This is a genomic window from Aureimonas altamirensis (assembly GCF_001463885.1).
GTDB lineage: Bacteria > Pseudomonadota > Alphaproteobacteria > Rhizobiales > Rhizobiaceae > Aureimonas > Aureimonas altamirensis.
Window position 1 is genome coordinate 331,382 of record NZ_BBWQ01000018.1, and the last position, 23,168, is coordinate 354,549.

A 23,168-nucleotide genomic window follows, 5' to 3' on the forward strand; every position below is an offset into this window, starting at 1 on the left:
CTATCTCCAGACGGAACATAAAGGGAACATCGTGGCAGGGCAACAGCTCAGCCGATCGGGATCGTGAATGTCTGTCCGTCATAGGCGGGGCGCACATGCGGCGGCAGCTCCGCGCACAGCGTGTCGTAGTCGAGCGGGGTGTGCATATGCGTCAGCACCGCCTGCCCCACATCCAGGCGGCCGATCCACTGCAAGGCTTCGTCCAGCGATAGGTGGCTCGGGTGCGGCCGGCGCTGGAGAGCATCGATGATCAGGATCGGGGCGCCGACAATCTCCGCGATGGCGGGCTCCGGAAAATCCGAAACGTCGCTGCAGTAGGCAATGTCGCCGATGCGGAAGCCGAGCGACAGGATGCGGCCGTGGACCTGATGGAAAGGCCGCAGCGTAATCGGCCCGCCGGCGCCATAGATGGCGAAAGGCTGCCCCGCCCATATCGGGACATGCTCGACGATGGGGGGATAATTGCTCCCTTCCGGTGTTCGGAAACAGTAGCCGAACGCCTCGAAAACCCGCGCGAATGTCGGCTCGTCGGCATAGACCGGCACGAGGCCGCGCCTGTCCTGCGCATAGCCGCGCACATCGTCGATCCCATGGATATGATCCGCATGCGCATGGGTCAGAACGACGGCATCCAGGTGTCGCACCTCGGCATCCAGCATCTGATTGCGGAAATCCGGCCCGCAGTCGATGGCAACCGTCGTCACACCACTCGCGCCGTACCGGCGCACAAGGGCGGCAGCCCGCCTGCGCCGGTTGCGTGGCTGGGATGGGTCGCAGGCGCCCCAATCGCCGTTGACGCGCGGCACGCCGGGCGATGAGCCGCAACCCAGGATGGTGAACTCCAATCGGTCGCTCACGCCGCCTCGGCTGCGCGCGGGTCCGGTGTCTTTGCAAACAGCCGGAAGAAATTGTCGCTGGTGGCCTCTGCGACTTCGTCCAGCGTCAGGCCCTTCACCTTGGCAAGGACTTCGGCGGTGTAGCGGGTGTAGGCCGGTTCGTTGCGCTTGCCCCGGAAAGGCGGCGGCGCAAGGAAGGGCGCGTCCGTTTCCACCAGGATCCGGTCCATGGGGCTGGCCGCGGCGACGGCACGGATTTCCTCGGAGCGGTTGAAGGTCAAAATGCCCGAAAAGGAAATGTAGCCGCCCATTTCCAGTCCGGCCTCGGCAAGCCGTGGGCCGGACGAAAAGCAGTGCAGCAGGAATGGGAAGGCGCCCCTTGCCGTTTCCTCAGCAAGGATGCGCTCCATGTCCGCGTCTGCGTCCCGTGCATGGATGACCAACGGCAAGCGGGTTTCACGCGCCGCGTCGATATGGCGGCGGAACACCGCCTCCTGCACTGCGGGCCCGGCCTTGTCGTAGTGGTAGTCCAACCCCGCCTCGCCGATACCGACGATCTTGCGATGGGCGCTCAACGCTACCAGGCGCTCCGTCGGCACGTCCGGCTCTTCGGCCGCGCTGTTGGGATGCGTGCCGACCGTGGCGTAGACGTTGGGATAAGCCTCGGCGATCTCCAGCAGCACCGGCAGGCGTTCGACCTTGGTGGAGATCGTCACCATGAGGCGCACGCCCTTATCGGCAGCGCGGGCGATCAGGGCATCGCGCTCCCCGTCGAAATCCGGGAAATCGAGATGGCAATGACTGTCGACGATGAATGGCAGGGTCATGATGCCGCCTGGCCTTCCGCCTCCACGTAGCGCGGGAACACGCCCTGCGGCGCCGGCATCGCGCGGCCGGGCTTAAGGCCTTTCCCTTCGGATAGAGCCGTAAAATCACGCTCGTCCGCCGTCACCGCCAGAAGATCCAGCAGCCGTGCGCAGGAGTCGGGCATGAAGGGCTGCAACAGGATGGCCGCACGGCGGACGACTTCCGCCGTGACATAAAGAACCGTCGCCATGCGCGCCGGATCGGACTTCCGCAGCGCCCATGGCTCCTGCCCGGCGAAGTAGCGGTTCGCCTCCGAGATGACGGCAACCACCTGCCCCAGCATGACATGCAGTTCCTGCCGCGCCATCGCCTCGCGCGCCTGCGCCAGCAGCGCACCCGAAGCGGACAGGATCGCCTTGTCCTCGGCGGTGAATTCGCCGGGCTGCGGCACCAGGCCCTCGCAATGCTTGGCGATCATCGAAAGCGAGCGCTGCGCCAGGTTTCCAAGATCGTTTGCAAGTTCGGAATTGGTACGATTTACAATGGCTTCATGCGAATAGTTACCATCCTGCCCGAAGGGGACTTCGCGCAGCAGGAAGTAGCGGAACTGGTCGAGGCCATAGGTGTCGATCAGCGCCATCGGATCGATGACGTTGCCGACGGACTTCGACATCTTCTCCCCCCGGTTGAACAGGAAGCCGTGCACGAAGACACGCTTGGGCAACGGTATGCCCGCCGACATCAGGAAGGCCGGCCAGTAGACCGTGTGAAAGCGCACGATATCCTTGCCAACGACATGCAGATCGGCTGGCCAGAAGCCACTCCGCTCTCCCTCGTTCGGGAAGCCGGTCGCCGTCAGATAGTTCGTCAGGGCGTCGACCCAGACATACATGACGTGCCGCTCGTCTCCCGGCACCGGGATGCCCCAATCGAAGGTCGTGCGCGAGATGGAAAGATCCCGCAAGCCCGACTTGACGAAGGACACGACCTCGTTGCGCCGCTCGGCCGGGGCGATGAAGCCCGGATTGTCTTCGTAGAGTGCCAGAAGGCGATCCTGGAAGGCGGACAGGCGGAAGAAGTAGCTTTCCTCCTCCACCCATTCCACCGGGCTGCCCTGCGGGCCGAGGCGCGTTCCATTGTCGGTGACGCGGGTCTCGTCCTCGGCGTAATAGGCTTCGTCCCGCACCGAGTACCAGCCGGAATAGGAACCCTTGTAGATATCGCCGGCATCTACCATGCGACGCCAGATCTCCTGGCTGGCAATTTTGTGGCGCGCCTCGGTCGTGCGGATGAAATCATCGTTGGAGGCGTTGACCGCGCGGCCCATGGCGCGGAACTCGTCGGCATTGCGGGTAGCCAGTTCCAGCGGTTCGATGCCGAGGTTGCGGGCGGTCTGCAGCATCTTGATGCCATGCTCGTCCGTGCCGGTCAGGAAAAGGACGTCCGCCCCGTCGAGCCGCTTGAAACGGGCGATGGCATCCGTGGCGATCAACTCGTAAGCGTGGCCGATGTGCGGACGGCCATTCGGGTACGAAATGGCGGTCGTCAGGTAGTAGCGTTCGGCCATGATTGTTCCGGTATCCAGTCGCGATAAGTCGTATGCCAAGCGAGATAATGCATCCGGGCCATGGGCTCAATCGTTTCGCGCTGCGGAAAGCCCGGTAAAGAAGGTCAAAAGCATCTGCTTGCGATCGAGATTATAGGCCTCGCCCTCTCGCCAGCGGGCATCTTCCGACTGCCAGAATGCGGCGAGCCGCTCGGCGGCACGCAGGTTTCCGGCGGCCAGCGCCGCTTCCGATTCCGCGCCCAGCGCCCGGAACAACTCGCGCACCATTACCCCGTAGGACGCCTCGCGCCCTTTTGCGGTGACGGCGTCGGCCAGTGCCTGTATGCCGGCCCAGTCCGGCGTGGACAGCGCGAACAGGCGGCGCACCTGCGCATTCACCTCGCCGCCGCCACCGATGAGATTCTGGAAGCCGGTCCGCATGCTGCCCATGGCTTGCGCCGATGCCTGTGCGATCTCGTCGTCCGAAGCGTCGGGAACTTCCTTACGCAGCCGGGCCGCGATATCCGAGGCCTGAAGCTCACCCAGCCGCAGAACCCGGCAACGCGAGCGGATGGTGGGCAGCAGGCGGCCGGGCATGTGGTTGACGATCAAAAACAGCGAGCGCGCCGGTGGCTCCTCCAGGATCTTCAGCAGCGCATTGGCGGCATTGCGGTTCATGTCGTCGGCCGGATCGACGATGGCGACACGCCACCCGAGGCCCGCCGTCGTGTGAAAGAAGTGCATCAGCCGCCGCGTTTCATCCACGGTGATCTGCGTCTTGAAGCCACCGCCCCTGTCAGCCAGCGGGCGGCTCAGATGGATCAGGCGGGGATGGCTGCCTTGCGCCACCTGTCGCGCCACCGCAACGGGGTCTTCGCCGGTGGAGGCCAAAAGGGTGCGTGCGAAGGCAAAGGCAAGCGTTGCCTTGCCGATGCCCTGCGGCCCTTGCAGCAGCCAGGCATGATGCATGCGTCCGCCGTCCAGCGCCTGCGTCAACGCGCCAAACGCCGCCTCATGCCCGACGACATCCAGTTGCGCCGCCGGCGGCGGAATGCCGTCCATATCGTCGTGCCGCTGCTGCGCGACCAGTTCCGCATCCGGCATGGATCAGGCTTCCGTCAGGCCGAGATGCTCGGCGACGCGGGCAAATACATCGTCGGCAACGATATCGGCCGGGCGCCGCGCGTCTATCACATGACAGCGCTCCGGCTCGCGCGTGGCGATCGCCAGAAAGGCCATGCGCCGCTCTTCGTGGAGGCTCGACGCCTCTGCCTCGAAGCGGTCGGCGGCAGCGCTCTCGCGCCGTGCCGCGGCGCGGCGCAGCCCTTCCTCCGCCGGCAGGTCGAGTATGAAGGTCATTTCGGGGCGGCAATCGCCCATGGCGGCGTCTTCCAGCGCTTCCAGATAGCGCGTGTTGTCGCCACGCCCCTGATACACTCTGGTTGAATCGTGGAACCTGTCGCAGATGACATCCGCGCCACGGGCAAGCGCCGGCGCAATCACGCTGTCTACGTGGTCGGCGCGCGCTGCAGCAAACAGGGCCGCCTCGACATCGTTTCCGAATGCCTCGGCGTCGCCGCCAAGGACCATCTCGCGGATCATGTCGGCGCCGGTGGTGCCGCCCGGCTCCCGCGTGGTGATGACGGTGCGCCCAAGCTTTCGCAGCGCCTCGGCCAGCCGTGCAACCTGCGTAGACTTGCCGCTGCCTTCTCCGCCTTCGAAAGTGATGAACAGCCCCGCCAAGTCGCGCCTTTCTACAATGCGCGGATCCAGCCGAAGGCCAGTTCGTGCGCGGCATCCAGTGCCCGGCTCGAGAATGTGCCCTGCGGCACGTCTTCGCCGGCGAACAGGTCCCGCACGATGCTGGCCTGATTCTCGATCCGCATCTCGACCCGGCCTATCTTCTGCCCCTTCTCGATCGGCGCACGCAAGGGCCCGTCATAGATCATCACAGCCTTGACGAGATCGGGCGATGCATTCGGAACATAGGCGACGACGTCTTCGGCGGTGCGCAGCGAAACGCGTGGCGCCGTCCCGCCGTATACCGTGGCATGGCCGACGATCTCGCCCGCCGCAAACACTTCCTGCCTTTCGAATGTCTCGCTGGCCCACTTCAACAACGTCTCAGCCTCGCGGGCGCGCTCCGCATCGCTGGCAAGGCCGCCGAGCGCGATAAAGGTCTTGCGGCCACCATGGTCGGTTACCCCGACGAGGGAGTAGCCGGAGGCCTCGGTGAAACCGGTGCCCATGCCCGTGGCGCCGATATCGAGACGCAGCAGCGGGTTGCGGTTGCGCTGCAGGATCTTGTTCCACTCGAACTCGGGTTGCGAATAAAGCCGGTAGTATTCGGGATAGGTCGTCTCGATATGCCGCGCCAGCGTCACCAGGTCTCGCGCCGTCACGCTTTGCCCCTCGGCCGGAAGGCCCGTCGGGTTGACGAAATGGCTGCCCGTGAGCCCGATTTCGGCGGCACGCCGGTTCATGCGCTGGGCGAAGGCATCCTCGGAGCCGGCCATGCCCTCCGCCAGCACGATGCAGGCGTCGTTGGCAGCCTGCACGATGGCGCCCTGCAGCAACGCATCCACCGTCACGCTGGATTTGACCGCCGCAAACATGGTCGATGTCCGCGAAGGCGCGCCTCCGGTACGCCAGGCATGTTCGCTGACGGTGAAACTGTCGGTGAGCGAAAGTTCGCCGCGCTTCAGCGCATCGAAGACGATTTCCATCGTCATCAGCTTCGCCAGCGAGGCAGGCCCGAAGGCGATGTCGGCATTCTTTTCCAACAGGACGGCGCGCGTTTCGCCGTCGACGATCAGCGCCTGGCGTGCCTTGGTCTGGTTGAAGAAGGATGGTTGCGCATCCTGCGCGGCGGCAGGCACCGCAAGCGCGATCAGCAACAGGGCGGACATGCAGGAAAGGATCGGCGCACGCGCCGCGCTGAAGCTGATCATGGGTTCCTCCGCTGCAAGTATTCAACCGGCAGTGTAGCAAACCCGGAGCCGACCGCTATGACAGGGCGGCCGCATCTTCAAAAGCTTCGCGGTATCGTTAACTCAATCCTTGACGACGAAGGCATCCTCGGCGCCGCTGGTCCACAGGGCCTGCAACACGGTGTCGGCGCTTTCGCCGGGCGCTAGCGCCAGCGTCAGGGAAACGCCGCCGCCGAACTCTGCCGGTACTGCCTCACGCGTCACATTGCCGTGTTGTGCGGCAAGAGCCTCTACGCCAGCCAGCACGGTTGCGTCGGTCAGGACCCCAAGCTCGATCGTCTCCGTGCCGGCAGCGATGGCGGCAAGGGCGCTGAAGGCGTTGCTCTGCGTTTGCGCCGGCGCATAGGAGAGCATGCCGGAGCGCGGTGTCGGCATGGGCGCAAAAGCGGGCGCCGACGGCGCGGGGGCTGCGACGGGCATTGCGAAGCCTTCGCTGCGCGCTGCGCGCTCTGCTGCCGTAGCCTGCTGGATGGCTTGCATGGACCGCACGCCCGGCACGCCGCTGCCTGCGGCGGCTGCCGTGGTGGCGGGCGCATCGTGACCGGCCGAGGCAAAGGCCGCGGCAACGAGCATCTCGTCGCTCGGGCGCTCGGCAGAGGCCACCATGACGCCTTGCGGCAGGCCATCCTGCTCTCCGCCCTGCCCACCCGGGCGGAACGAAGCCATCAGCATCGAGGTGTCGTCTCCATCCACGGGCGCGCGGCCGACATACTCGACGTGCACGTCGGCGATGCCCGCGTTCTTGAAGCCGAGCACATCGGCGGCCTTGGACGAAACGTCGACGATACGGTTGTGGGAGAACGGGCCCCTGTCATTGACGCGGACAAGCACGGAATTGCCGTTGCTCTTGTTGGTCACGCGGGCATAGGACGGAAGCGGGAATGTCGGATGCGCGGCCGACAAATGGTACATGTCGTAGACTTCGCCGTTGGCCGTCAGCCGGCCATGGAAATTGGCCCCATACCAGGAAGCCTTGCCGGCCTTTGCGTAACCCTCGTCTTCCTTGGGGTAATACCACTTGCCCTTGACCTTGTAGGGCTTGCCGACATGGTCGCGGCCACCGCCCTTGCGCACCTGTTTCAGGTTGGTTACCCGCGGGCTTGCATCGACGCCGTATTCGGCGGACGTAAAGGCCGGCGCATCCGGTTCGGGCGCCAGCTCCGCATGGGTGGAAGACCCGGATTGGCAGGCTGCCAGCAGCGCGGTGGCACATACGGCGATAACGACAGGCGCCACGCGGGAACGTGACGCATCGGCAGTCATTTTCATCTTTTGTCCCCTCAGATGTGACGCCTGCAGATACCGGCCAACTGGAACGCGGCCATCCCTCTGCGGAAATTGTTACCAACAAATTAACACGCAAGGCAAGCCGGTAATGACAAACGCGTGTTTCCGGGTTGATCGTGGGTAAATTTTCGCGCAAGGAAGCAAGATGAATGTATGGAGTATAAAGTGCATTACACTACCGTACAGAAAGATTCATCTTTTCAGATATCGTTTACAGGAATACTCTGCTGTCCGATGGCTTGCGTGCGGCGCGGCTTGGGACGGTTCATGACGGATTCAAGCCACAATTTGTATCTGACCACAAAATCATGCCATTGTAGGTCTGCCGCACGTTCGCGGTCGTTACCGAAAGACACTCATGGCTACTGGCACTGTTAAATTCTTCAACGCCGACAAAGGGTTCGGCTTCATCACCCCGGACAATGGGGGTCCGGACACCTTCGTTCACATCTCGGCGGTACAGAATTCAGGGATCAACGCCCTGAACGACGGCCAGAAGGTTTCCTACGACACCGAGCCGGATCGTCGCGGCAAGGGCGATAAGGCCGTAAACCTTAAGCTCCTTTAGTTTCAAGGTCGGTGGCGGTGTCCAGCGCATCGCCACCGATCGATTTGCGCCGCGATCGGCGTGACGACCGACACCCTTTTGAAATGATTTCGTTGCAACAGCGCCAGGACGGTTTACCGCCGCGCTGATTCGGCGTCAGCGCCGGGCAGTATGCCAGGCCCCTACTCTCCTCTTCACCGACATTGCTTCCCGGAACGCCCCCCTCAAGGCGGGGCGACGAACCGTTGCGATCACGTGCGCGCTAGGGGCGTAGCGCGGCCATCAAAAAGCCCCGCTCCCGGTGCGCTGTGACGAATTGATGGGGTTGGCTTGCAGCATCTGTGCAAGGATCAGTCTCAACTTGCAAAGGGATGGACCAATGGGCGAGAAATCACGCGGTTCCAAAGAGGCCCGAAAGCCGAAAAAGGTGAAGGAAAAGGTCATAGCCGCGGCGCCAAGCCTCAAGGGCGGCATTTCCAGTACACAGCCAGCCAAGAAAAAATAATCGCTTCGTCGGTGCCCGGAGCCGGGTTGGACTTTTGCCTTCAATCCAACCCGCGCACCGACCATCGCCAGGCCCCTGACCTTCGGCAAATCCATGCGACGCAGATGTCTGCGGACGGGTAATCCGGGGCATGGCCGCCGACGCTGGGGAACAAGTTGACGCAGCGATCCGCAAGGCGGTAAAGACGGCCTCATAACGGCGTTCGGAGCAATTCGGTAGCAGCGGTCACGAACTGGCCTGCGCGTAAACCGAAAAAGCGAACGAAAACAAACGCCGGAAGGGTGGCCGAGTGGTTTAAGGCAGCGGTCTTGAAAACCGCCGTGCGGGAGACCGTACCGTGGGTTCGAATCCCACCCCTTCCGCCAAACATCGCCGGTTGCCCTCTATCGTGCGATATTGCCGCCAATCACCGCATCGCCATCAAGCAACGCTGAGAACCGCCGATACTCTGAAAAGGTTCACGCATCCCGTGGTTGCAGGTTGCAGCTACAGCCCCAATGGAGGCGTTTGGAAGTTTTGCCGACGCCCGGATTGAAAGAGTTGGTCGGGTCGAGCTCGCGGTAGAAACCGGCGAGCGCTTCGTCGGCGGCGTAAAGATGGCCCACATTGTGCTCGGCCGGGTATTTGGCGCCCCTCTGCGTCAGCAGCGACAGGATCGCATCCTTGACCGCGTCGCAATCTTCGCCCTTGCGAACCAGGTATTCCTGGTGAAGCACATGGCACAGGAAGTGGCCACAATACATCTTGAACTCGAGCTTTTCCTCGATCTCCGGAGGCAGCACTTCCAGCCATTCCGTCGCGTTTCGTGGCAGGGCGATATCCAGCGCCACGATATCTTCCACCGTCCTGGGGTGCACCGCCCGGTAACGCACGATCGCCCCGCCCACGGCAAAGCGCGTAAGGAAGGCGGCCTGCGCCTCCGTCTCCGTGCATTCGAAAAAATCCCCGTCTGCGGTCGGGAACCGCTCCGCGAAATAGCGTGACGCTTCGGACACGCCGTCGTCGCCGACCTTTATGAGAAGATGGTGGGGGTAGCGCGCGCGAAATGCTTCCATACGCGGCGGCAGATGGTTGGGAAGGATGTCGGTGATCCACTGCAGGATCCTGTCCGAAACGGCCGTTCCCATGCCGAGCCGCGCCGTGACGGCATCGAACCACCCCTTCCAGGCATAGGCTTTCGGAACATGGCGTGCGCCGAAGGTTCGGATGAAAAGGAAGAGGTCCTTGCCGTATCGCCGGCTCGCATCATAGGCGCTTGAATGCATGTATTCGCCGGCAATGGGCAGGTGCTCGAAGCGCGTCAGGATATCGGCCCTGATCGTCGCAAGCTCTGCCGGGTCGCGACTGCCGATGTAGAAAACGCGGGTCTTGCGATCTGCAGCGAAGGTGTCGAGACGCAGTGCGAAGACCGCCAGGTGGCCGGCCGATCCGGAGGCCTCGTACAGCCGCCGCGGATCGGCATTGTAGCGGGCCGGGCTGGATGCGGTGACGTCGCGCACATGGCGGGCATAGTCCCTGTCCGACCCCCAGCGCCCGTCCGCATCGGTAATGGCGGCCTCGTCGATGCGCCCTTCGTCGAGCCGGCGCAGCATCTCTTCCGGCGTGTCGCCGAGCGCGATGCCCAGATTGTTGACGAGTTCGAGCTTCCCCTCGCGCGTGACACGGGCATAAAGAGCCATCTGCGTATAGGCCGGCCCCCGCCGGACCAGGGCGCCGCCCGAATTGTTGCAGATCCCACCCGTCACCGTGGCGCCGATACAGGTGGAGCCGATCACCGAATGCGGCTCCCGGCCGATGGGCGCAAGCGCGGCTTCCAGCCGCTCCAGGGTGACGCCGGGTTGGCACACAACTTCCCGACCTTCGCGGATCAGCGCCATATGGTTCAGGCGCAAGGTGCTGATGATCACAACCGGTCGGTCATACCCCTCGGCCTGCGGCGTCGAGCCGCCGGTCAACCCCGTATTGGCGGCCTGGAAGATGACGATATGGCCCGCCTCGATGACGAGTTTGAGCGCCGACCACATTTCCAAAAGAGTGCCGGGACGCACGACCGCCAATGCATCCCCGCCGCCATAGCGGTAACCGCGCCGAAAACGACGCGTCTGCGTCTCCCCGGTCAGGACATGGCGCGCGCCGACGGCGGAGCGCAGCGCATCGACAAGCGTGCTGGACATGATAGGAAGATCGAACCTCTGCAGGATTGGATACTATAGCAAAACTACGCGAAGCTGCACCAAACGGTCAAGTATGGGCGTCGGGCAGGCGCTTGCGCGCCAAAAAGCGCTTTGCTAGTAGTATCACTACATATCGGAGGACAGAATCATGCTCAATCCAGTGGACAGCCCGGTTCCCGGCAGACTTACCGGTGTCCTCTTCATCGATGGGGCGTTTCGGGCGGGCAGCGGCGCCGCCCTCCCCGTCGTCAATCCGGCGACGGGCCAAGAGGTCGGCACCATTCCGGCAACGCAGCCGGACGAGCTGAATGATGCGGTGGCCGCGGCACGGCGCGCTTTCAAGACCTGGTCGCGGCTGAACGCCCGCAAGCGCGCGGATGCGCTGCACCGGCTTGGCGACGCCATTGCCGCCGATGCAGACGCCATGGCGCGCATCATGACGGCCGAGCAGGGCAAGCCCGTGAACGAGGCGCGTGGCGAGATCCTCAAGCTTGCCGATGCGTGCCACTTCTATGCCGAGGAAGCGACCCGTGTGCACGGGGAGGTCGTCCCCAACGACCAGAACGGCTATCAGAGCCTCGTCCTGCGCGAGCCCATCGGGGTCGTCGGCGCCATCACCCCCTGGAACTATCCGGCGGAACTTGTCGGCTGGAAGCTTTGCGCAAGCCTTGCGGCCGGCTGCACCATCGTCATCAAGCCGGCAGAGCTGACGCCCTTCACTGCCCTTGCCATTGCCGAAAAAACGCTGGCGGCAGGCATACCGGCCGGTGTCGTCAACGTGGTGACCGGCAAGGGATCGCAGGTCGGTCAAGCGCTCGTCGAGCATCCCGACGTCGACAAGATCGCCTTCACGGGGTCCAGTGCCGTCGGCCTGCATATCCAGCAGAGCTGCACCCAGGTGAAGCGGCTGTCGCTGGAGCTTGGCGGCAACTGCCCGATGATCGTGACCCAGAGCGCGGACCTTGCGCTTGCCGTCAAGGGCGCGGCGCGGCGCGGCTTCCGCAACGCCGGACAGATCTGCATCGCGGTAAACCGCATCTACGTGGCCCGCTCGCTCTACGAGGATTTCGTGCGCGAGCTTGGCGCCGCGGCCGACAAGCTGACCGTCGCCGACGGGCTGCAGACGCCGGATGCGGATCTGGGCGCCATGGCGTCGGGTGAGCCGCTCGGCAAAACGCAGGATCACATCGCCGATGCGCTGGCCAAGGGTGCACGGCTGGTGGCCGGCGGACGAGCCCCGGAAGGCGAGGCCTATGCCGCAGGTTTTTTCTTCAGGCCCACCGTCGTTGCCGACTGCACGCACGACATGAAAGTGATGACGGAGGAAACATTCGGCCCGCTGATCGGCGTCATGCCCTTCGACACGCTGGAGGAAGCGATCGCGCTTGCCAATGACACGCCCTATGGCCTTGCCTCCTACCTGTATGCCCGCGACATGGTGGATATCCAGACCGTGTCCGCCGGGCTCGACTACGGCAATGTCGCCATCAACAATGTCGATGCCGGCATCATGAACGCCCCCTATGGCGGGCGTAAGCAGAGCGGCATCGGGTACGAGCACGGGCGAGAGGGGCTTCTGGAGTATTTCAACTTCAAGCATGTCCGCCTTTTCCACGGCGTCGGCGCCTGAGCCATGACGGAAGTCCTTCTCGGTATCGATATCGGCACGTCCGGCTGCAAGGCGCTGGTGCTGGACCTGGACGGCACGCCCATCGCCTCGGCCACGGCGACCTACCCGCTGGCCCGGCCGCGCCCCGGCTGGACGGAGCAGGACCCGGCCCTGTGGGTGGAGGGTGCCCGCAAGGCCGTGGCGGAAGCGCTGGCAGCTTCCGGCCGGACGCAGATCCGGTGCATCGGCCTGTCGGGCCAGATGCACGGCCTGGTGGCGCTGGACGAAGGCCATCGCGTCCTGCGCCCGGCCCTCCTGTGGAACGACCAGCGAAATGGCGCCGAATGCGCGGAGATCACCGAACGGGCCGGCGGGCTGGAAGCGCTGCTTGCTGCAACCAACAACAGGATGCTGATCGGCTATACGGGCGGCAAGATTGTCTGGATGCGCGAGAACGAGCCCGAGCTCTTCGCCCGCATGACCTGCATGCTCAACCCGAAGGACTATCTTCGGCTCGTCCTGTCGGGCGAAGTGGCGACGGAAGTGTCCGACGCATCGGGAACGGGCCTCTTCGATACGCGCCGCCGGCAGTGGGCGCGGGAGTTGACCGAGCGGATCGGGCTCGACCCTGCCTTGCTGCCACCCTGCCACGAGTCCAGCGTGATATCGGCTCGCGTCAGCGCCTCTGCCGCCCGCCTCTTCGGCCTGCCGGAGGGAACGCCCATCGCCGGCGGCGGCGGTGACAGCGTCATCCAGACGATCGGGTCCGGCGTCATCGCGCCGGGGGAGTTGCAGACTACCATCGGTACGGCCGGCATATTGGCCGCCGCACTCGACAAGCCGGTCGACAATCCGGACGGCCGCTTGCAGATCTTCTGCAACGTGGCGCCGGAAAAGTGGCACTGCATGGGGGTTTCGCTGAATGCCGGCGGCGCCATGTCGTGGCTGCGCGAAACCTTGTGGCCGGATGACGAACCCGCCTTCGAGGCGATCGTGGAGGAGGCAGCGGCAAGCCCGACGGGCGCGCGCGGGCTCCTGTTCCTGCCTTATCTCTACGGCGAACGCTGCCCGCACCCCGATCCGTCGGCGCGCGCGGCCTTCGTCGGCCTGACGGCGCGTCACGGCCGCCCCGACATGGCCCGCAGCGTCATGGAGGGCGTTGCCTACGCCTTTGCCGACATGCACAGGCTGATGGCGCCGCTCGGCATGGACAGTGGCCTGATCAAGGCGTCCGGCGGCGGTGCGCGTGCGCCGCTCTGGCGGCAGATGCAGGCCGACCTGTTCGGATGCGATGTCGTGACAACGCAGGGCGCCGCCGAAGGGGCTGCCTACGGTGCTGCGCTGGTGGCCGGGGTGGGCATCGGTGTCTGGCCGGATGCGCAGACGGCCGCAGCCTGCTGCCGCCCCCTCACCCGCGAGCGCCCCGACGCCGCTACCGGCGAGCGCATGCGCGCGATGCTAAGCGTCTATCGCAGCCTGTACCCCGCCCTGATTGCCAGCTTCGATGCGCTTGCCGCGCTCGACACGCAAGCCTGACCCCGGACGCCCAAGGAGAAGATCATGACCGCGACGGCCTACAGCGCCCTCATCTTCGATCTCGACGGCACATTGATCGACAGTGCGCCGGACATCGCCAGGGCGGTCAATGCCTGCTTTGCCGCCAGGGGATGGCCGGAGCTGGAGGTCGCCTATGTGGAATCCTATATCGGCAACGGTCCGCGGCGGCTGATCGCCGACATACTGGTCGATCGTGGGCTACCGTCCGATCCGGAGACGGTCGATGCCGCGATGAAGGGGTATCTGGACGCCTATAGCCAGGATCCCGCCGGCCGCTGCCGGCTGTTCGACCATGTGCGCGAAGACCTCGCCGCCTTGCATGGCGCAGGCATCAGGCTTGGCATCTGCACCAACAAGCCGCATGAACTGACGGCCCGCATCCTCGATCTGCTCCACCTTGCCCGCTACTTCGACGTTGCGCTCGGCGCCGATGCCGTGCCGGCCTGCAAGCCCGACCCCGGCCATCTCCTGGCCGTGGCCGAGGCGATGCAGCTTGAACCCGGCACCTACGCCTATGTCGGCGATACGCGTGTCGACCAGGCGACGGCACAGGCGGCCGGTATCCCCTTCTTCGTCGTGCCGTGGGGCACCGGGCCGGGGGTAGAGGTGCCGGCACAGAACCGCCTGTCCCGGCTTGCGGACCTGATCGCCCCCACCGCCATCGCGGCACAATAGGCCAAGGGAGCGCGCGCCATGAGCATGAGCCTTCTGCAACGCATCCTGGTGGAAAAGCCGACAATGGCGGCGGCAGAGCAGCGCGTTGCGGCCTTCGTCAGCACCTCGCCGGCCGAGGTGGTGCGGATGAGCATGGCGCGCCTGTCGCAAGCATGCTCCGTCAGCGATCCGACCATCCTGCGCTTCTGCCGACGCTTCGGCTTCGACGGCTACCAGGATTTCAAGCTGCAGTTGGCGCAGAGCCTGGTGCCGTCGGCGCCCTTCTCCTACGAGCAGATCGTGGCGGCGGACAGCATCGACAACATCGTCCGCAAGACCTGCCGTAACTCGCTCAATGCCATCCAGCGCCTGCTGGAGGATTTCGATGCGCGGGAGATCGCCGCCGCGTCCGAACGGCTGTCGGAAGCGAACTGGATCGGTATTTATGCCACCGGCATTTCCGAGGTGACGGCGCTCGACGCCGAGCACAAGTTCCAGCGGCTCGGCCTGCGTTGCCAGGCGCTGCTCGGCCCTAAAAAGCAGTGGATGCATGCGGAAAGCGCCCGTCCGGGCGAAGTGGCGCTGATCTTCTCGCAATCCGGCCACACCAAACAGATGGTCGAGGTTGCGATCGCAGCCCGGGCGGGCGGCGCGCGTGTCGTTTCCATTGCCGCCGGCGACAGCCCACTGGCCCGCGTCTCGGATGTCACCGTCGCCGTCGTGCCCTACGACCGCACCGAGTTGATGACGCCCCTCGCCTCTCGGCTGAACCATCACCTCGTCATCAACATGCTCGTCACGGCCATCGCAGTGACGAGCGGCAGTGAATTTCCCGATCAGTTGCCTGCCCTGGATTCATGGCAGACCGACAAGATCTGACACCCCCACGCAGGACAGCGCCGCGGCTGCGGCACGAAGGAGAAGGCATGAGCGCACAGGACGAAGCCAAGAAGGTCGCAGGACGACGGGTTATCGAGGAATTTGTGACCGACGGCATGAAGCTCGGACTGGGCTCCGGCACGACGTCGCATTTCTTCGTGCGCGAACTCGGCAAGCTCGTTGCCGATGGTCTGCAGGTGACCTGCACAACGACATCCCGCTCCACCAACGACGTCGCGCGCGAAGCCGGCGTTGCCATCACCGATCCGAACGAGATTGGCCTGATCGACCTGACCGTCGATGGGCCGGACGAGATCGACCGCCAATTCAACATGATCAAGGGCGGCGGCGCCTGCCTTCTGTGGGAAAAGATCATCGCCCATGCCTCCACGCGCATGATCTGCGTCTGCGACGAGACGAAGATCGTGGACCGGCTCGGCGGCTTTCCGCTTCCCGTGGAAGTGGTCCAGTTCGCCTGGAAGCAGACGCAGCGCCAGGTGGCCGACATCCTTGCCGCACATGGTTTGGCCGATGTCGAGATGGTGCGCCGTACGCGCGATGGAACGCCCGTCGTGACCGACAGCGGCAACTTCATCCTGGATTGCAAATGCATCGCCATAGAGGATCCGGCCACACTGGAGACGGAGCTGAACCGGATACCGGGTGTCGTTGAAAACGGCCTTTTCACGCGGGAGGCGGCCGGCATGGTTGTCGGTCGCTTCGACGGCACGTCCTACATCCAGATGCGCTGACGTAGTAAAACTTGCATTTCGGGTGAATGGGCCACGCGCCGTGCGCGGGGATGGGAGCCCCGCGCCACGACACCCGACGGATACGCCTAAAGCATTGTTCAAAGGGCACGTGAAGGCAGTCTCTGCCCCGTTTTCGGAGCGATGGTTGAATCATTCCAGCCTAAGCTCTACCGCTTGACACCGCACTGGATTGTAGCAAAACTAGATGAGGATCAGCTTTTGCTGAGGGGAGGAAACACATGACGCGAATCAAGGGAATGAATCGCCGCGATATTCTGGCCATGGGCGCCGCGCTGGGCGTGGGCATGCTGGCCGCGCCGGGCGCTTTCGCACAGGGACGGAAGTTCATTCCGTTCTCCAACAAGAGCCTCGACTACTATTTCTTCGTCATCGAGGAAGAGGCGGTTAAGCGGGCCGTCCAGGCGCAGAGCTTCGAGTTTCAGGCAACGAACGCCAATTTCGACAATACAAGGCAGCTTGAGCAGTGGCAGAGCCTCATGCTGTCGCAGCCGTCGGCACTGGTGGCGGACCCGATCGACAGCCAGGCCATCGTCAGCGCGATCCGGCGCTACAACCAGCGTAAGATTCCGGTGGCGATCATCGACACGCCGTCCGACGGCGGCGACGTCGCCATCACGGTCAGCTTCGACAATTTCGAGGGTGGCATCATGGCCGCCAACGAGATCATCGAGCGCCTGAAGCAGAAATACGGCAGCCCGCGTGGCACGGTGCTCAACTGCTACGGCGCGCTGGCATCGGTTGCCTGGCGCCAGCGCAAGGAAGGCATGGAGTCCGTCTTCGCGCAGTATCCGGACATCAACTACCTTGCGCGGCCGACGGAAGGTCAGCTCGACCAGATGCTCGCCGTGACGCTGTCGACCCTGTCCGAATTCCCGCAGCTCGATGCCGTGCACGCACCGTCCGACTCTCCGTCGCGCGGCATCGTGACGGCGCTTCAGCAGCGCGATCGCTGGAAAAAGGTCGGCGAGGAAGGCCATGTCATCTTTGTCAACATCGACGGCGAGCCGGTGGCGCTGAAATGGATCCAGGAAGGCTACATGGACTCCTGCGTCTCGCAGGACCCGATCGCCTATGGCGAGATCGCCGTAGAGATGCTCCTGAAGCATTCGCTGAACGGCGAGGCTGTCCCGATCGGCACTTATGAGAACAAGAAATACTTCTGGGAAAAGGGCGAGATCGTCGACGGCAAGACCGGCCCGACGCTGATCATCCCGCCTTTCGTCATCAATGGCGACAACGCCACCGACCCGCGCCACTGGGGCACCGTCGCCGAGAAGGATTGGGGCATCGCCTATACCTGAGCCGGGGCTTGGCGGACGGCGGTCCAGCTTTTGGCCGCCGCCCCCTTTCAGGAAGCGCCCGTTACAAGGCGCGTCGAGGCGAAGAAGGACTGGCTCGACCATGCAGACTGTTGAAAAGGCGGCCACCCCCGCCGATACGGACGCGATCCTGTCGATCGAGAACGTGTCCAAGAGCTATGGCCCGGTCCATGCGCTCCGCAACGTTTCGCTGACCATCCGGCGCGGCACCATCCATGGGCTTCTCGGAGAAAACGGCGCCGGCAAGTCGACGCTGGTGGGCATCATTTCCGGGCAGAGGATGGCCACGTCCGGCCATGTCTACATGGACGGGGTGGAGGTGCATGGCGCCGACGTCAAAGCCATGGAGAAAGCCGGCGTCTTCCTGGTGACCCAGGAGCCGATGATCATCGACAACATGTCTGCGGCAGAAAACCTGATGCTGGGCATATGGCCGGAGCATCGCGGCTTCGTGGACTGGAAGCGCATGCGTGCCGAGGCAGCCCGCATGCTCGAAGGCTCCGGTATCGCCGCCGACGCCATGGCAGGACGTCTGGACGCCGTGGCCCGGCGCAAGCTCAATATCCTGCGCGCCATGTATTCGGGCGGACGGGTCATCATCCTCGACGAGCCGACCGCCGCCCTCACCGTGGCGGACCGCGACATACTCTTCGACTTCATGCGGCGGCTGAAGAAGGAAGGCGTCACCTTCGTCTTCATCTCGCACTATAATGACGAGATCCTCGACATCTGCGACGCCGTCTCGGTCTTGCGGGACGGCGCTCTGGCCGGCGGCAGCGAGGACGTTTCGAGCCTGAGCTCGGCCGGCCTTTCGGAGCTGGTTCTGGGGCGCGGGCTCGAGCTTTTCCAGCGGCAGCGGACAGACGTGCCGGCGACCGCACCCATCGTCATCGACAATGTCACAGGCAAGGGCCTGCGCCTGTCCGGCCTGACGATCCACCCGGGCGAGATCGTCGGTTTCACCGGCTTGCCGGGCTCCGGCGCCAAGGAACTCGGCCGCGCCATCTTCGGCTTCCTGCCGGGCGTTTCCGGCACCATCCGCTTCGGTTCGGACGCGCCGAGGCCACTGCCCCGTTCCCCACGCGACGCGTTCAACGCCGGCATCGCCTACCTTTCGGACGATCGCCGGCGCGACGGCGCCGTGGGGCAACTGCCGATCGGACAGAACATCGCCATGTCTTCGCTCGAGCGGCGCAGCAGCAGCGGATTTATCGACAGGAAAGCCGAAGACACAATCATCGACCGTTTCTTCAAGGCCATGGGCATCAAGGCGCCCGGGCCGGACTATGCGGTGGATACGTTGAGCGGCGGCAACCAGCAGAAGGTCTGCCTCGGCCGCGTCCTCGCCACCGAACCCCGGCTGCTCATCGTGGACGAGCCGACGCGCGGGATCGACGTCGGCGTCAAGCAGGATGTTCTGCGCATCCTCGACGGGCTCAGCCGGCGCGGCGTCGCCATCATCATCGTATCGACCGACAGCGACGAGCTTGCCCGCGCCGCCGACCGTGTCTGCGTCTTCGGCGGAGGCGATGTCGCCCATGTCGTCGCGGGGGCCGATATCACGTCCGACACGCTGCGCCGCCTGGCGCAGACGTGACGCGGCGAACACAGACAGGAGACCGTCATGAATGAAGCAATAGCTGCCACCGCGCCGGCGACGAGCCCGGCTGCGAAGACGCGCCCGGGCCATGTCCTGATCGGCTGGGTCCTGCACAATGTCGTCTGGATCTGGCTCGTTGCGCTGGTCGTTCTGTTCGGGTCCTTCAACGAATTCTTCCTGACTGTCTTCAACCTTCAGAACATCATGGTCCAGGCGACGGTGCTGGGCATGCTGGGTCTGGCCGTCGCCCTTCCGCTTCTGGTGGCGGAAATCGATCTTTCCATTCCCGCCAATCTGGGGTTCTCCTCCGCCATCGGCGCGCTCGCCTATTCGGACCTCGGCCTGCCATGGTTCGTGGCCATGCTGATCGGCGTCGGCGTGGCGACGGCGATCGGCTTCTTCAACGGCCTGTGCATCACGCGGCTGCGGATGGTTTCGCTTATCGAAACACTGGCCATGATGATCATCCTGCAAGGCGCTCTCCTGGCGCTGACGCAGGGCAAGACGCTGACAAACCTGTCCGACGGCTACATCTGGATCGGCCAGGCGACGATCGGCGGGTGGCCCGTCATGCCGCTGGTCTTCGTCGTGGCATTGATCGCAATGGGCATCATGCTGACACGGACCGTGCTTGGCCGCTCCATCTACGCCGTCGGCGGGAACGCCGTTGCCTCGTCGGCCGCGGGCATCCGCGTCGCCCGCACCAAGGTTATCGCGTACACGCTGTCGGGCTTCCTTGCCGGTGTCGCCGGCTTCCTCCTGGCGTCGTGGCAGATGGCGATCACCTCGAACCAAGGGTCCAGCTACCTCCTGTACGCCATCGCAGCGCCCATCATCGGCGGCGTCAGCGTGTTCGGAGGCCGCGGCAACGTCACCGGCATACTGGGCGGCGTCCTCCTGCTGACGGTGATCCAGGTCGGGCTGGCGATCATATCGGTGCCCTCCTTCTATGTCGGCATAATCGGCGGCTTCATGATCTTCGTCGCGGTGGCCATCGACGCCGTGCGGGTTCGCTATTTCAGCTAGCAAACCCGCTTGATAGCGTCTCTTGCGCAAGCGGCGCTGACCTTCAGCGGCAACGGTTCGAGGTCCGCAAGATCCTGGCGTCCGGTGAGAACGCCGTCATTCTTGGAGGTCTTGCTTCACTGGTGAAGGCCACCGGCAGGCGGATCGAGTCCGAGTTCGCCTTCGACCTCACCGTGCGTGACGGATTGATCCTCCGCTATCGCATGCTGGAGGACAGCTACGCGGTCGAGCAGGCTTACTGAGAGCCCTCGCTATGTTCTGGCGTGGCAAACCCAGGGCGGATCGGGATGGAACCCGGCCGCCAGCCAGTCGGAAAAGGCACGGGTCTTGGTGGGCAGACCGGCAACAGACGGGGTGACGATGTGGATCGCGCCTTCGTCGGGGATGCGCCAGTCCGCCAGCACCCGCACCAACGCGCCGGACGCCAGTTGCCGCGCTACAAGCCAGTCGGTGCCATAGAGCAGGCCAAGTCCGGCGACCGCCGAGTCGACCAGGACCTCCGCATCGTCACTCGCCAGCCCACCCGTAATCGGCACCGTCATCAGTCGGTTATCGACGTCTATAAACTCCCACACGGCCGGGTTCACCTTGCCGGTGTAGCGCAGGCACGGGTGGTGCGCGATATCGCCAGGTTGTTGCAAGGGCGCGGCGCGCTCGAGATAATCGGGTGACGCGCAGACCAGCCTTCGACGGGGAAACAAACGCCGCGCGACCAGCCGGGAATCGGGCAGCACGCCGAGCCGCACGGCCAGATCGAACCGCTCGCCTATGATGTCGACGAAGCGATTGCTGAATTCCGCCTCGATCGTCACCTCAGGGTACGCTTTCAAAAAACCCGCGATCATCGGCGACAGCCACATCCTGCCGAAGCTGGTGGGGAGCGACACGCGCAGATGGCCCCGCGGCGTACCTTGCGCAAATGTAGCGACATCGCGATTGGCAGCGGTCAACTCGCGCAGCAGCGGTCTTACCCGATCCAGATAGCACCGCCCCGCTTCGGTCAGCGTCACGCGACGTGTGCTGCGCTCCGCCAGCCGAACACCAAGCCGCGCCTCCAGCGCCTGGACGCGCCGAGACACAATCGTTGGATCACGCCCCAGCCGCCGTCCCGCCAATGCGAAGCTGCCGGCATCCGCGAGGGCTATGAATGCCTCAAGGGATTCAAGATCGGCTGATTGCTGCATGATTCACAGTTACCAACTGCATGAAACGCTCATTCCAGCAGAAACTGCATCGCCATACAATCGGTCGAAAGGAGATCGACCATGCACGGCATCGAACTTGGCGGCCCAGCCGTTACGACCATTAAGCGCGTTTCCATTGCCGAGCCCGGCCCGGTCGGCCACGGACAGGCGCTGGTGCGAATGCGCGCGGCGGCATTCAACTATCTCGACCGTCTGGTCGCGACAGGCTCCTATCCCGGCGCGCTCTATCCCAATGTGCCGGTGGCTGATGGCGCTGGCGAAGTCATTGCGACCGGCGACGGCGTCGAGGGTGTGAGCGTCGGCGATCGCGTTGCCGTTCACCCCAAGGCGCTGTGGATCGCGGGGGCCGGCACCGCACGTAACAACGGCGCCATGCGCGGCGTGACGATACCGGGATCGCTCGTGGAACTGGCGCTGGTGGATGCGGCGTCGCTGGTGGTGGCGCCCGCTCACCTAGGGTTCGAGGCGATCGCCAGCCTGCCTATTCCCGCCACGACCAGTTGGAACGCACTGCGCGCGGGCGATATAGGCCCGGGATCCACCGTGGTGCTGCCCGGCACCGGCGTCACCTCCTTGCAAACGCTGCAATTGGCCAAGGCGGCCGGTGCCCGCGTTATCGTCACCTCGTCGTCGGACGAGAAGCTAAGTCGCGCCCGATCGATGGGTGCAGACGAAGGAATCAACTATCGCGCCATACCTGAGTGGCAGGATGAGGTTCTGCGCCTCACCGACGGGGTCGGTGCCGATCTGGTGCTGGAGACGACTGGCGCCGACACCTTCGCACGTTCGCTGGCCGCCGTGCGTCATGGCGGCACGGTTTTCGCGATCGGCTTCGTCAGCGGGCGCGAGACGCCGCTGGATGTCCTCACCGTCATTGGCAAGGCGATCCGGCTGATCGGCGGCAACACCGGATCGGCTGCCGATTTTCGTGCCGCGACGAATGCCATCGCCGCACTTGGTATCGAGCCGGTGATCGCGCGGACCTTCGGCGTCGGAGAGATAACGGGCGCCTACGCGACGCTGCTCGCCGGAGAGCAGTTTGGCAAGATCGCAATCGCGTTGGACTGGTAAGGAGCGGTATCATGCGACTGCAAGGCAAACATGCGCTCATCACCGGCGGCACCAGTGGCATAGGGCTGGAAACGGCTCGACAATTCATAGCGGAAGGCGCGACGGTGGCGATCACCGGCCGCTCGGAAGCTGGACTTGCGGCGGCAAGACGAGAGCTGGGCGCAGGCGTGCTGGCGATCTGCAGCGAAGCCGGCGAGGTCGCGGGGCAGCAGGTGCTTGCCACCGAACTGAAGGCGGCTTGGCCAAAGCTGGACGTGCTCTTCCTTAATGCAGGCGACGTCACCCACCGCCCACTGGCCGAATGGGACGAGGCGACCTTCGACAGGCTGATGGCGACGAACCTGAAGGGTCCGTTCTTCCTGATCCGTGCGTTGTCGCCGCTGTTCGCCAATCCGGCTTCGATCATCCTTTGCGGCTCGGTGTCCGCACATATTGGACTGCCGCAATCGAGCGCCTATGCGGCCAGCAAGGCCGCTCTCCTGTCCCTCGCGCGTACGCTGTCGGGTGAACTCATGCATCGCGGCATCCGCGTGAACGGTCTCAGCCCAGGCCCGACGGAGACACCGGCGCTGGGCAAGCTCGGGCTGGATGCAACGGCGCAGTCCGCCTTACGCGACGACATCCGCGCCCTCGTGCCGATCGGCCGCATGGGCACACCGATCGAACTCGCCAAGGCAGCGGTGTTCCTCGCTTCGGACGAATCTGCCTTCGTTGTCGGCACCGAGCTGCGGGTCGATGGCGGCGTCGGCAGTCTGTAAGGATGGGGTGTCGTCACGAGACGTA

At 64.4% G+C, this 23,168-nt stretch carries 21 protein-coding genes and 1 tRNA gene; 13 read left to right on the forward strand and 9 right to left on the reverse strand.

Going from position 1 to position 23,168, the window contains the following annotated elements; genetic code table 11:
• Nucleotides 1-47: 47 nt before the first annotated feature.
• The 7 genes from AUL31_RS14360 to AUL31_RS14390 form a co-directional block, all read right to left on the reverse strand.
• A complete protein-coding gene (locus AUL31_RS14360) occupies nt 48-857 on the reverse strand; it encodes an MBL fold metallo-hydrolase (protein WP_060607893.1) in 810 nt (269 codons plus the stop codon).
• Entirely contained in the window at nt 854-1,663 is an 810-nt protein-coding gene (locus AUL31_RS14365) for a TatD family hydrolase (protein WP_060607896.1), read from the reverse strand. The genes AUL31_RS14360 and AUL31_RS14365 overlap by 4 nt, the downstream gene beginning before the upstream one ends.
• Complete coding sequence (metG, locus tag AUL31_RS14370; protein ID WP_060607899.1) at nt 1,660-3,210, reverse strand: methionine--tRNA ligase; 1,551 nt, start codon at nt 3,208-3,210, stop codon at nt 1,660-1,662. The genes AUL31_RS14365 and metG overlap by 4 nt, the downstream gene beginning before the upstream one ends.
• A gap of 66 nt (nt 3,211-3,276) precedes the next feature.
• A complete protein-coding gene (locus AUL31_RS14375) occupies nt 3,277-4,293 on the reverse strand; it encodes a DNA polymerase III subunit delta' (protein WP_060607903.1) in 1,017 nt (338 codons plus the stop codon).
• 3 nt (nt 4,294-4,296) lie between these two features.
• Complete coding sequence (tmk, locus tag AUL31_RS14380) at nt 4,297-4,932, reverse strand: dTMP kinase (protein WP_060607906.1); 636 nt, start codon at nt 4,930-4,932, stop codon at nt 4,297-4,299.
• An 11-nt stretch (nt 4,933-4,943) separates the two neighbouring features.
• Entirely contained in the window at nt 4,944-6,140 is a 1,197-nt protein-coding gene (locus tag AUL31_RS14385) for a D-alanyl-D-alanine carboxypeptidase family protein (protein ID WP_143190219.1), read from the reverse strand.
• 102 nt (nt 6,141-6,242) lie between these two features.
• A complete protein-coding gene (locus AUL31_RS14390; protein ID WP_073469266.1) occupies nt 6,243-7,448 on the reverse strand; it encodes a septal ring lytic transglycosylase RlpA family protein in 1,206 nt (401 codons plus the stop codon).
• A 376-nt stretch (nt 7,449-7,824) separates the two neighbouring features.
• Here AUL31_RS14390 and AUL31_RS14395 point away from each other — a divergent pair, with 376 nt between their 5' ends.
• The 3 genes from AUL31_RS14395 (at nt 7,825) to AUL31_RS14405 (ending at nt 8,883) form a co-directional block, all read left to right on the forward strand.
• Nucleotides 7,825-8,034: a cold-shock protein gene (locus tag AUL31_RS14395; RefSeq protein ID WP_039195727.1), complete on the forward strand. Its 210-nt coding sequence runs from the start codon at nt 7,825-7,827 to the stop codon at nt 8,032-8,034.
• 358 nt (nt 8,035-8,392) lie between these two features.
• Nucleotides 8,393-8,518, forward strand: coding sequence for a hypothetical protein (locus tag AUL31_RS20810; protein ID WP_280137913.1), 126 nt, complete (start codon nt 8,393-8,395; stop codon nt 8,516-8,518).
• A gap of 275 nt (nt 8,519-8,793) precedes the next feature.
• Nucleotides 8,794-8,883 (forward strand) — tRNA-Ser (locus tag AUL31_RS14405).
• Between the two features lie 93 nt (nt 8,884-8,976).
• Here AUL31_RS14405 and dld read toward each other — a convergent pair.
• Nucleotides 8,977-10,692, reverse strand: a complete 1,716-nt coding sequence (gene dld / locus AUL31_RS14410; RefSeq protein ID WP_060607919.1) for a D-lactate dehydrogenase — start codon at nt 10,690-10,692, stop codon at nt 8,977-8,979.
• Between the two features lie 148 nt (nt 10,693-10,840).
• Between dld and AUL31_RS14415 the strand changes: the two genes are divergently transcribed.
• From AUL31_RS14415 to AUL31_RS14450, 8 genes are all read left to right on the forward strand, one after another.
• Entirely contained in the window at nt 10,841-12,322 is a 1,482-nt protein-coding gene (locus AUL31_RS14415) for an aldehyde dehydrogenase family protein (protein WP_060607924.1), read from the forward strand.
• 3 nt (nt 12,323-12,325) lie between these two features.
• Nucleotides 12,326-13,837 carry a xylulokinase gene (xylB, locus tag AUL31_RS14420; protein WP_060607927.1) on the forward strand — a complete coding sequence of 504 codons (1,512 nt, stop codon included), beginning with the start codon at nt 12,326-12,328 and terminating at the stop codon, nt 13,835-13,837.
• Between the two features lie 24 nt (nt 13,838-13,861).
• Nucleotides 13,862-14,533: a phosphoglycolate phosphatase gene (gene gph / locus AUL31_RS14425; protein WP_060607932.1), complete on the forward strand. Its 672-nt coding sequence runs from the start codon at nt 13,862-13,864 to the stop codon at nt 14,531-14,533.
• Between the two features lie 18 nt (nt 14,534-14,551).
• Nucleotides 14,552-15,391: a MurR/RpiR family transcriptional regulator gene (locus AUL31_RS14430; RefSeq protein ID WP_060607935.1), complete on the forward strand. Its 840-nt coding sequence runs from the start codon at nt 14,552-14,554 to the stop codon at nt 15,389-15,391.
• 47 nt (nt 15,392-15,438) lie between these two features.
• Nucleotides 15,439-16,143 carry a ribose-5-phosphate isomerase RpiA gene (rpiA, locus tag AUL31_RS14435; RefSeq protein WP_060607938.1) on the forward strand — a complete coding sequence of 235 codons (705 nt, stop codon included), beginning with the start codon at nt 15,439-15,441 and terminating at the stop codon, nt 16,141-16,143.
• A gap of 239 nt (nt 16,144-16,382) precedes the next feature.
• On the forward strand, nt 16,383-17,465 hold the full coding sequence (locus AUL31_RS14440; protein ID WP_060607942.1) for a sugar ABC transporter substrate-binding protein: 1,083 nt from the start codon (nt 16,383-16,385) through the stop codon (nt 17,463-17,465).
• 100 nt (nt 17,466-17,565) lie between these two features.
• Nucleotides 17,566-19,080 (forward strand): sugar ABC transporter ATP-binding protein, encoded by a 1,515-nt coding sequence (locus tag AUL31_RS14445; protein WP_060607945.1) that lies wholly within the window; start codon nt 17,566-17,568, stop codon nt 19,078-19,080.
• Between the two features lie 27 nt (nt 19,081-19,107).
• Entirely contained in the window at nt 19,108-20,109 is a 1,002-nt protein-coding gene (locus AUL31_RS14450; RefSeq protein WP_060607949.1) for an ABC transporter permease, read from the forward strand.
• A 251-nt stretch (nt 20,110-20,360) separates the two neighbouring features.
• Here the strand turns inward: AUL31_RS14450 and AUL31_RS14455 are convergent, their stop codons facing one another.
• Nucleotides 20,361-21,293: a LysR family transcriptional regulator gene (locus AUL31_RS14455; RefSeq protein ID WP_060607952.1), complete on the reverse strand. Its 933-nt coding sequence runs from the start codon at nt 21,291-21,293 to the stop codon at nt 20,361-20,363.
• A gap of 81 nt (nt 21,294-21,374) precedes the next feature.
• Here AUL31_RS14455 and AUL31_RS14460 point away from each other — a divergent pair, with 81 nt between their 5' ends.
• Nucleotides 21,375-22,385 carry a zinc-dependent alcohol dehydrogenase family protein gene (locus tag AUL31_RS14460; RefSeq protein ID WP_060607956.1) on the forward strand — a complete coding sequence of 337 codons (1,011 nt, stop codon included), beginning with the start codon at nt 21,375-21,377 and terminating at the stop codon, nt 22,383-22,385.
• An 8-nt stretch (nt 22,386-22,393) separates the two neighbouring features.
• Nucleotides 22,394-23,143 (forward strand): SDR family oxidoreductase, encoded by a 750-nt coding sequence (locus AUL31_RS14465; protein ID WP_060607959.1) that lies wholly within the window; start codon nt 22,394-22,396, stop codon nt 23,141-23,143.
• The last annotated feature ends 25 nt before the right edge of the window (nt 23,144-23,168 follow it).

Excerpts from the sequence above, each read along its gene's own strand:
- AUL31_RS14365 (WP_060607896.1), bottom strand. The coding sequence starts at position 1,663 with ATGACCCTGCCATTCATCGTCGACAGTCATTGCCATCTCGATTTCCCG.
- metG (WP_060607899.1), bottom strand. The coding sequence starts at position 3,210 with ATGGCCGAACGCTACTACCTGACGACCGCCATTTCGTACCCGAATGGC.
- AUL31_RS14375 (WP_060607903.1), bottom strand. The coding sequence starts at position 4,293 with ATGCCGGATGCGGAACTGGTCGCGCAGCAGCGGCACGACGATATGGAC.
- AUL31_RS14385 (WP_143190219.1), bottom strand. The coding sequence starts at position 6,140 with ATGATCAGCTTCAGCGCGGCGCGTGCGCCGATCCTTTCCTGCATGTCC.
- AUL31_RS14390 (WP_073469266.1), bottom strand. The coding sequence starts at position 7,448 with ATGAAAATGACTGCCGATGCGTCACGTTCCCGCGTGGCGCCTGTCGTT.
- AUL31_RS14395 (WP_039195727.1), top strand. The coding sequence starts at position 7,825 with ATGGCTACTGGCACTGTTAAATTCTTCAACGCCGACAAAGGGTTCGGC.
- AUL31_RS20810 (WP_280137913.1), top strand. The coding sequence starts at position 8,393 with ATGGGCGAGAAATCACGCGGTTCCAAAGAGGCCCGAAAGCCGAAAAAG.
- dld (WP_060607919.1), bottom strand. The coding sequence starts at position 10,692 with ATGTCCAGCACGCTTGTCGATGCGCTGCGCTCCGCCGTCGGCGCGCGC.
- AUL31_RS14415 (WP_060607924.1), top strand. The coding sequence starts at position 10,841 with ATGCTCAATCCAGTGGACAGCCCGGTTCCCGGCAGACTTACCGGTGTC.
- xylB (WP_060607927.1), top strand. The coding sequence starts at position 12,326 with ATGACGGAAGTCCTTCTCGGTATCGATATCGGCACGTCCGGCTGCAAG.
- gph (WP_060607932.1), top strand. The coding sequence starts at position 13,862 with ATGACCGCGACGGCCTACAGCGCCCTCATCTTCGATCTCGACGGCACA.
- AUL31_RS14430 (WP_060607935.1), top strand. The coding sequence starts at position 14,552 with ATGAGCATGAGCCTTCTGCAACGCATCCTGGTGGAAAAGCCGACAATG.
- rpiA (WP_060607938.1), top strand. The coding sequence starts at position 15,439 with ATGAGCGCACAGGACGAAGCCAAGAAGGTCGCAGGACGACGGGTTATC.
- AUL31_RS14440 (WP_060607942.1), top strand. The coding sequence starts at position 16,383 with ATGACGCGAATCAAGGGAATGAATCGCCGCGATATTCTGGCCATGGGC.
- AUL31_RS14445 (WP_060607945.1), top strand. The coding sequence starts at position 17,566 with ATGCAGACTGTTGAAAAGGCGGCCACCCCCGCCGATACGGACGCGATC.
- AUL31_RS14450 (WP_060607949.1), top strand. The coding sequence starts at position 19,108 with ATGAATGAAGCAATAGCTGCCACCGCGCCGGCGACGAGCCCGGCTGCG.
- AUL31_RS14455 (WP_060607952.1), bottom strand. The coding sequence starts at position 21,293 with ATGCAGCAATCAGCCGATCTTGAATCCCTTGAGGCATTCATAGCCCTC.
- AUL31_RS14460 (WP_060607956.1), top strand. The coding sequence starts at position 21,375 with ATGCACGGCATCGAACTTGGCGGCCCAGCCGTTACGACCATTAAGCGC.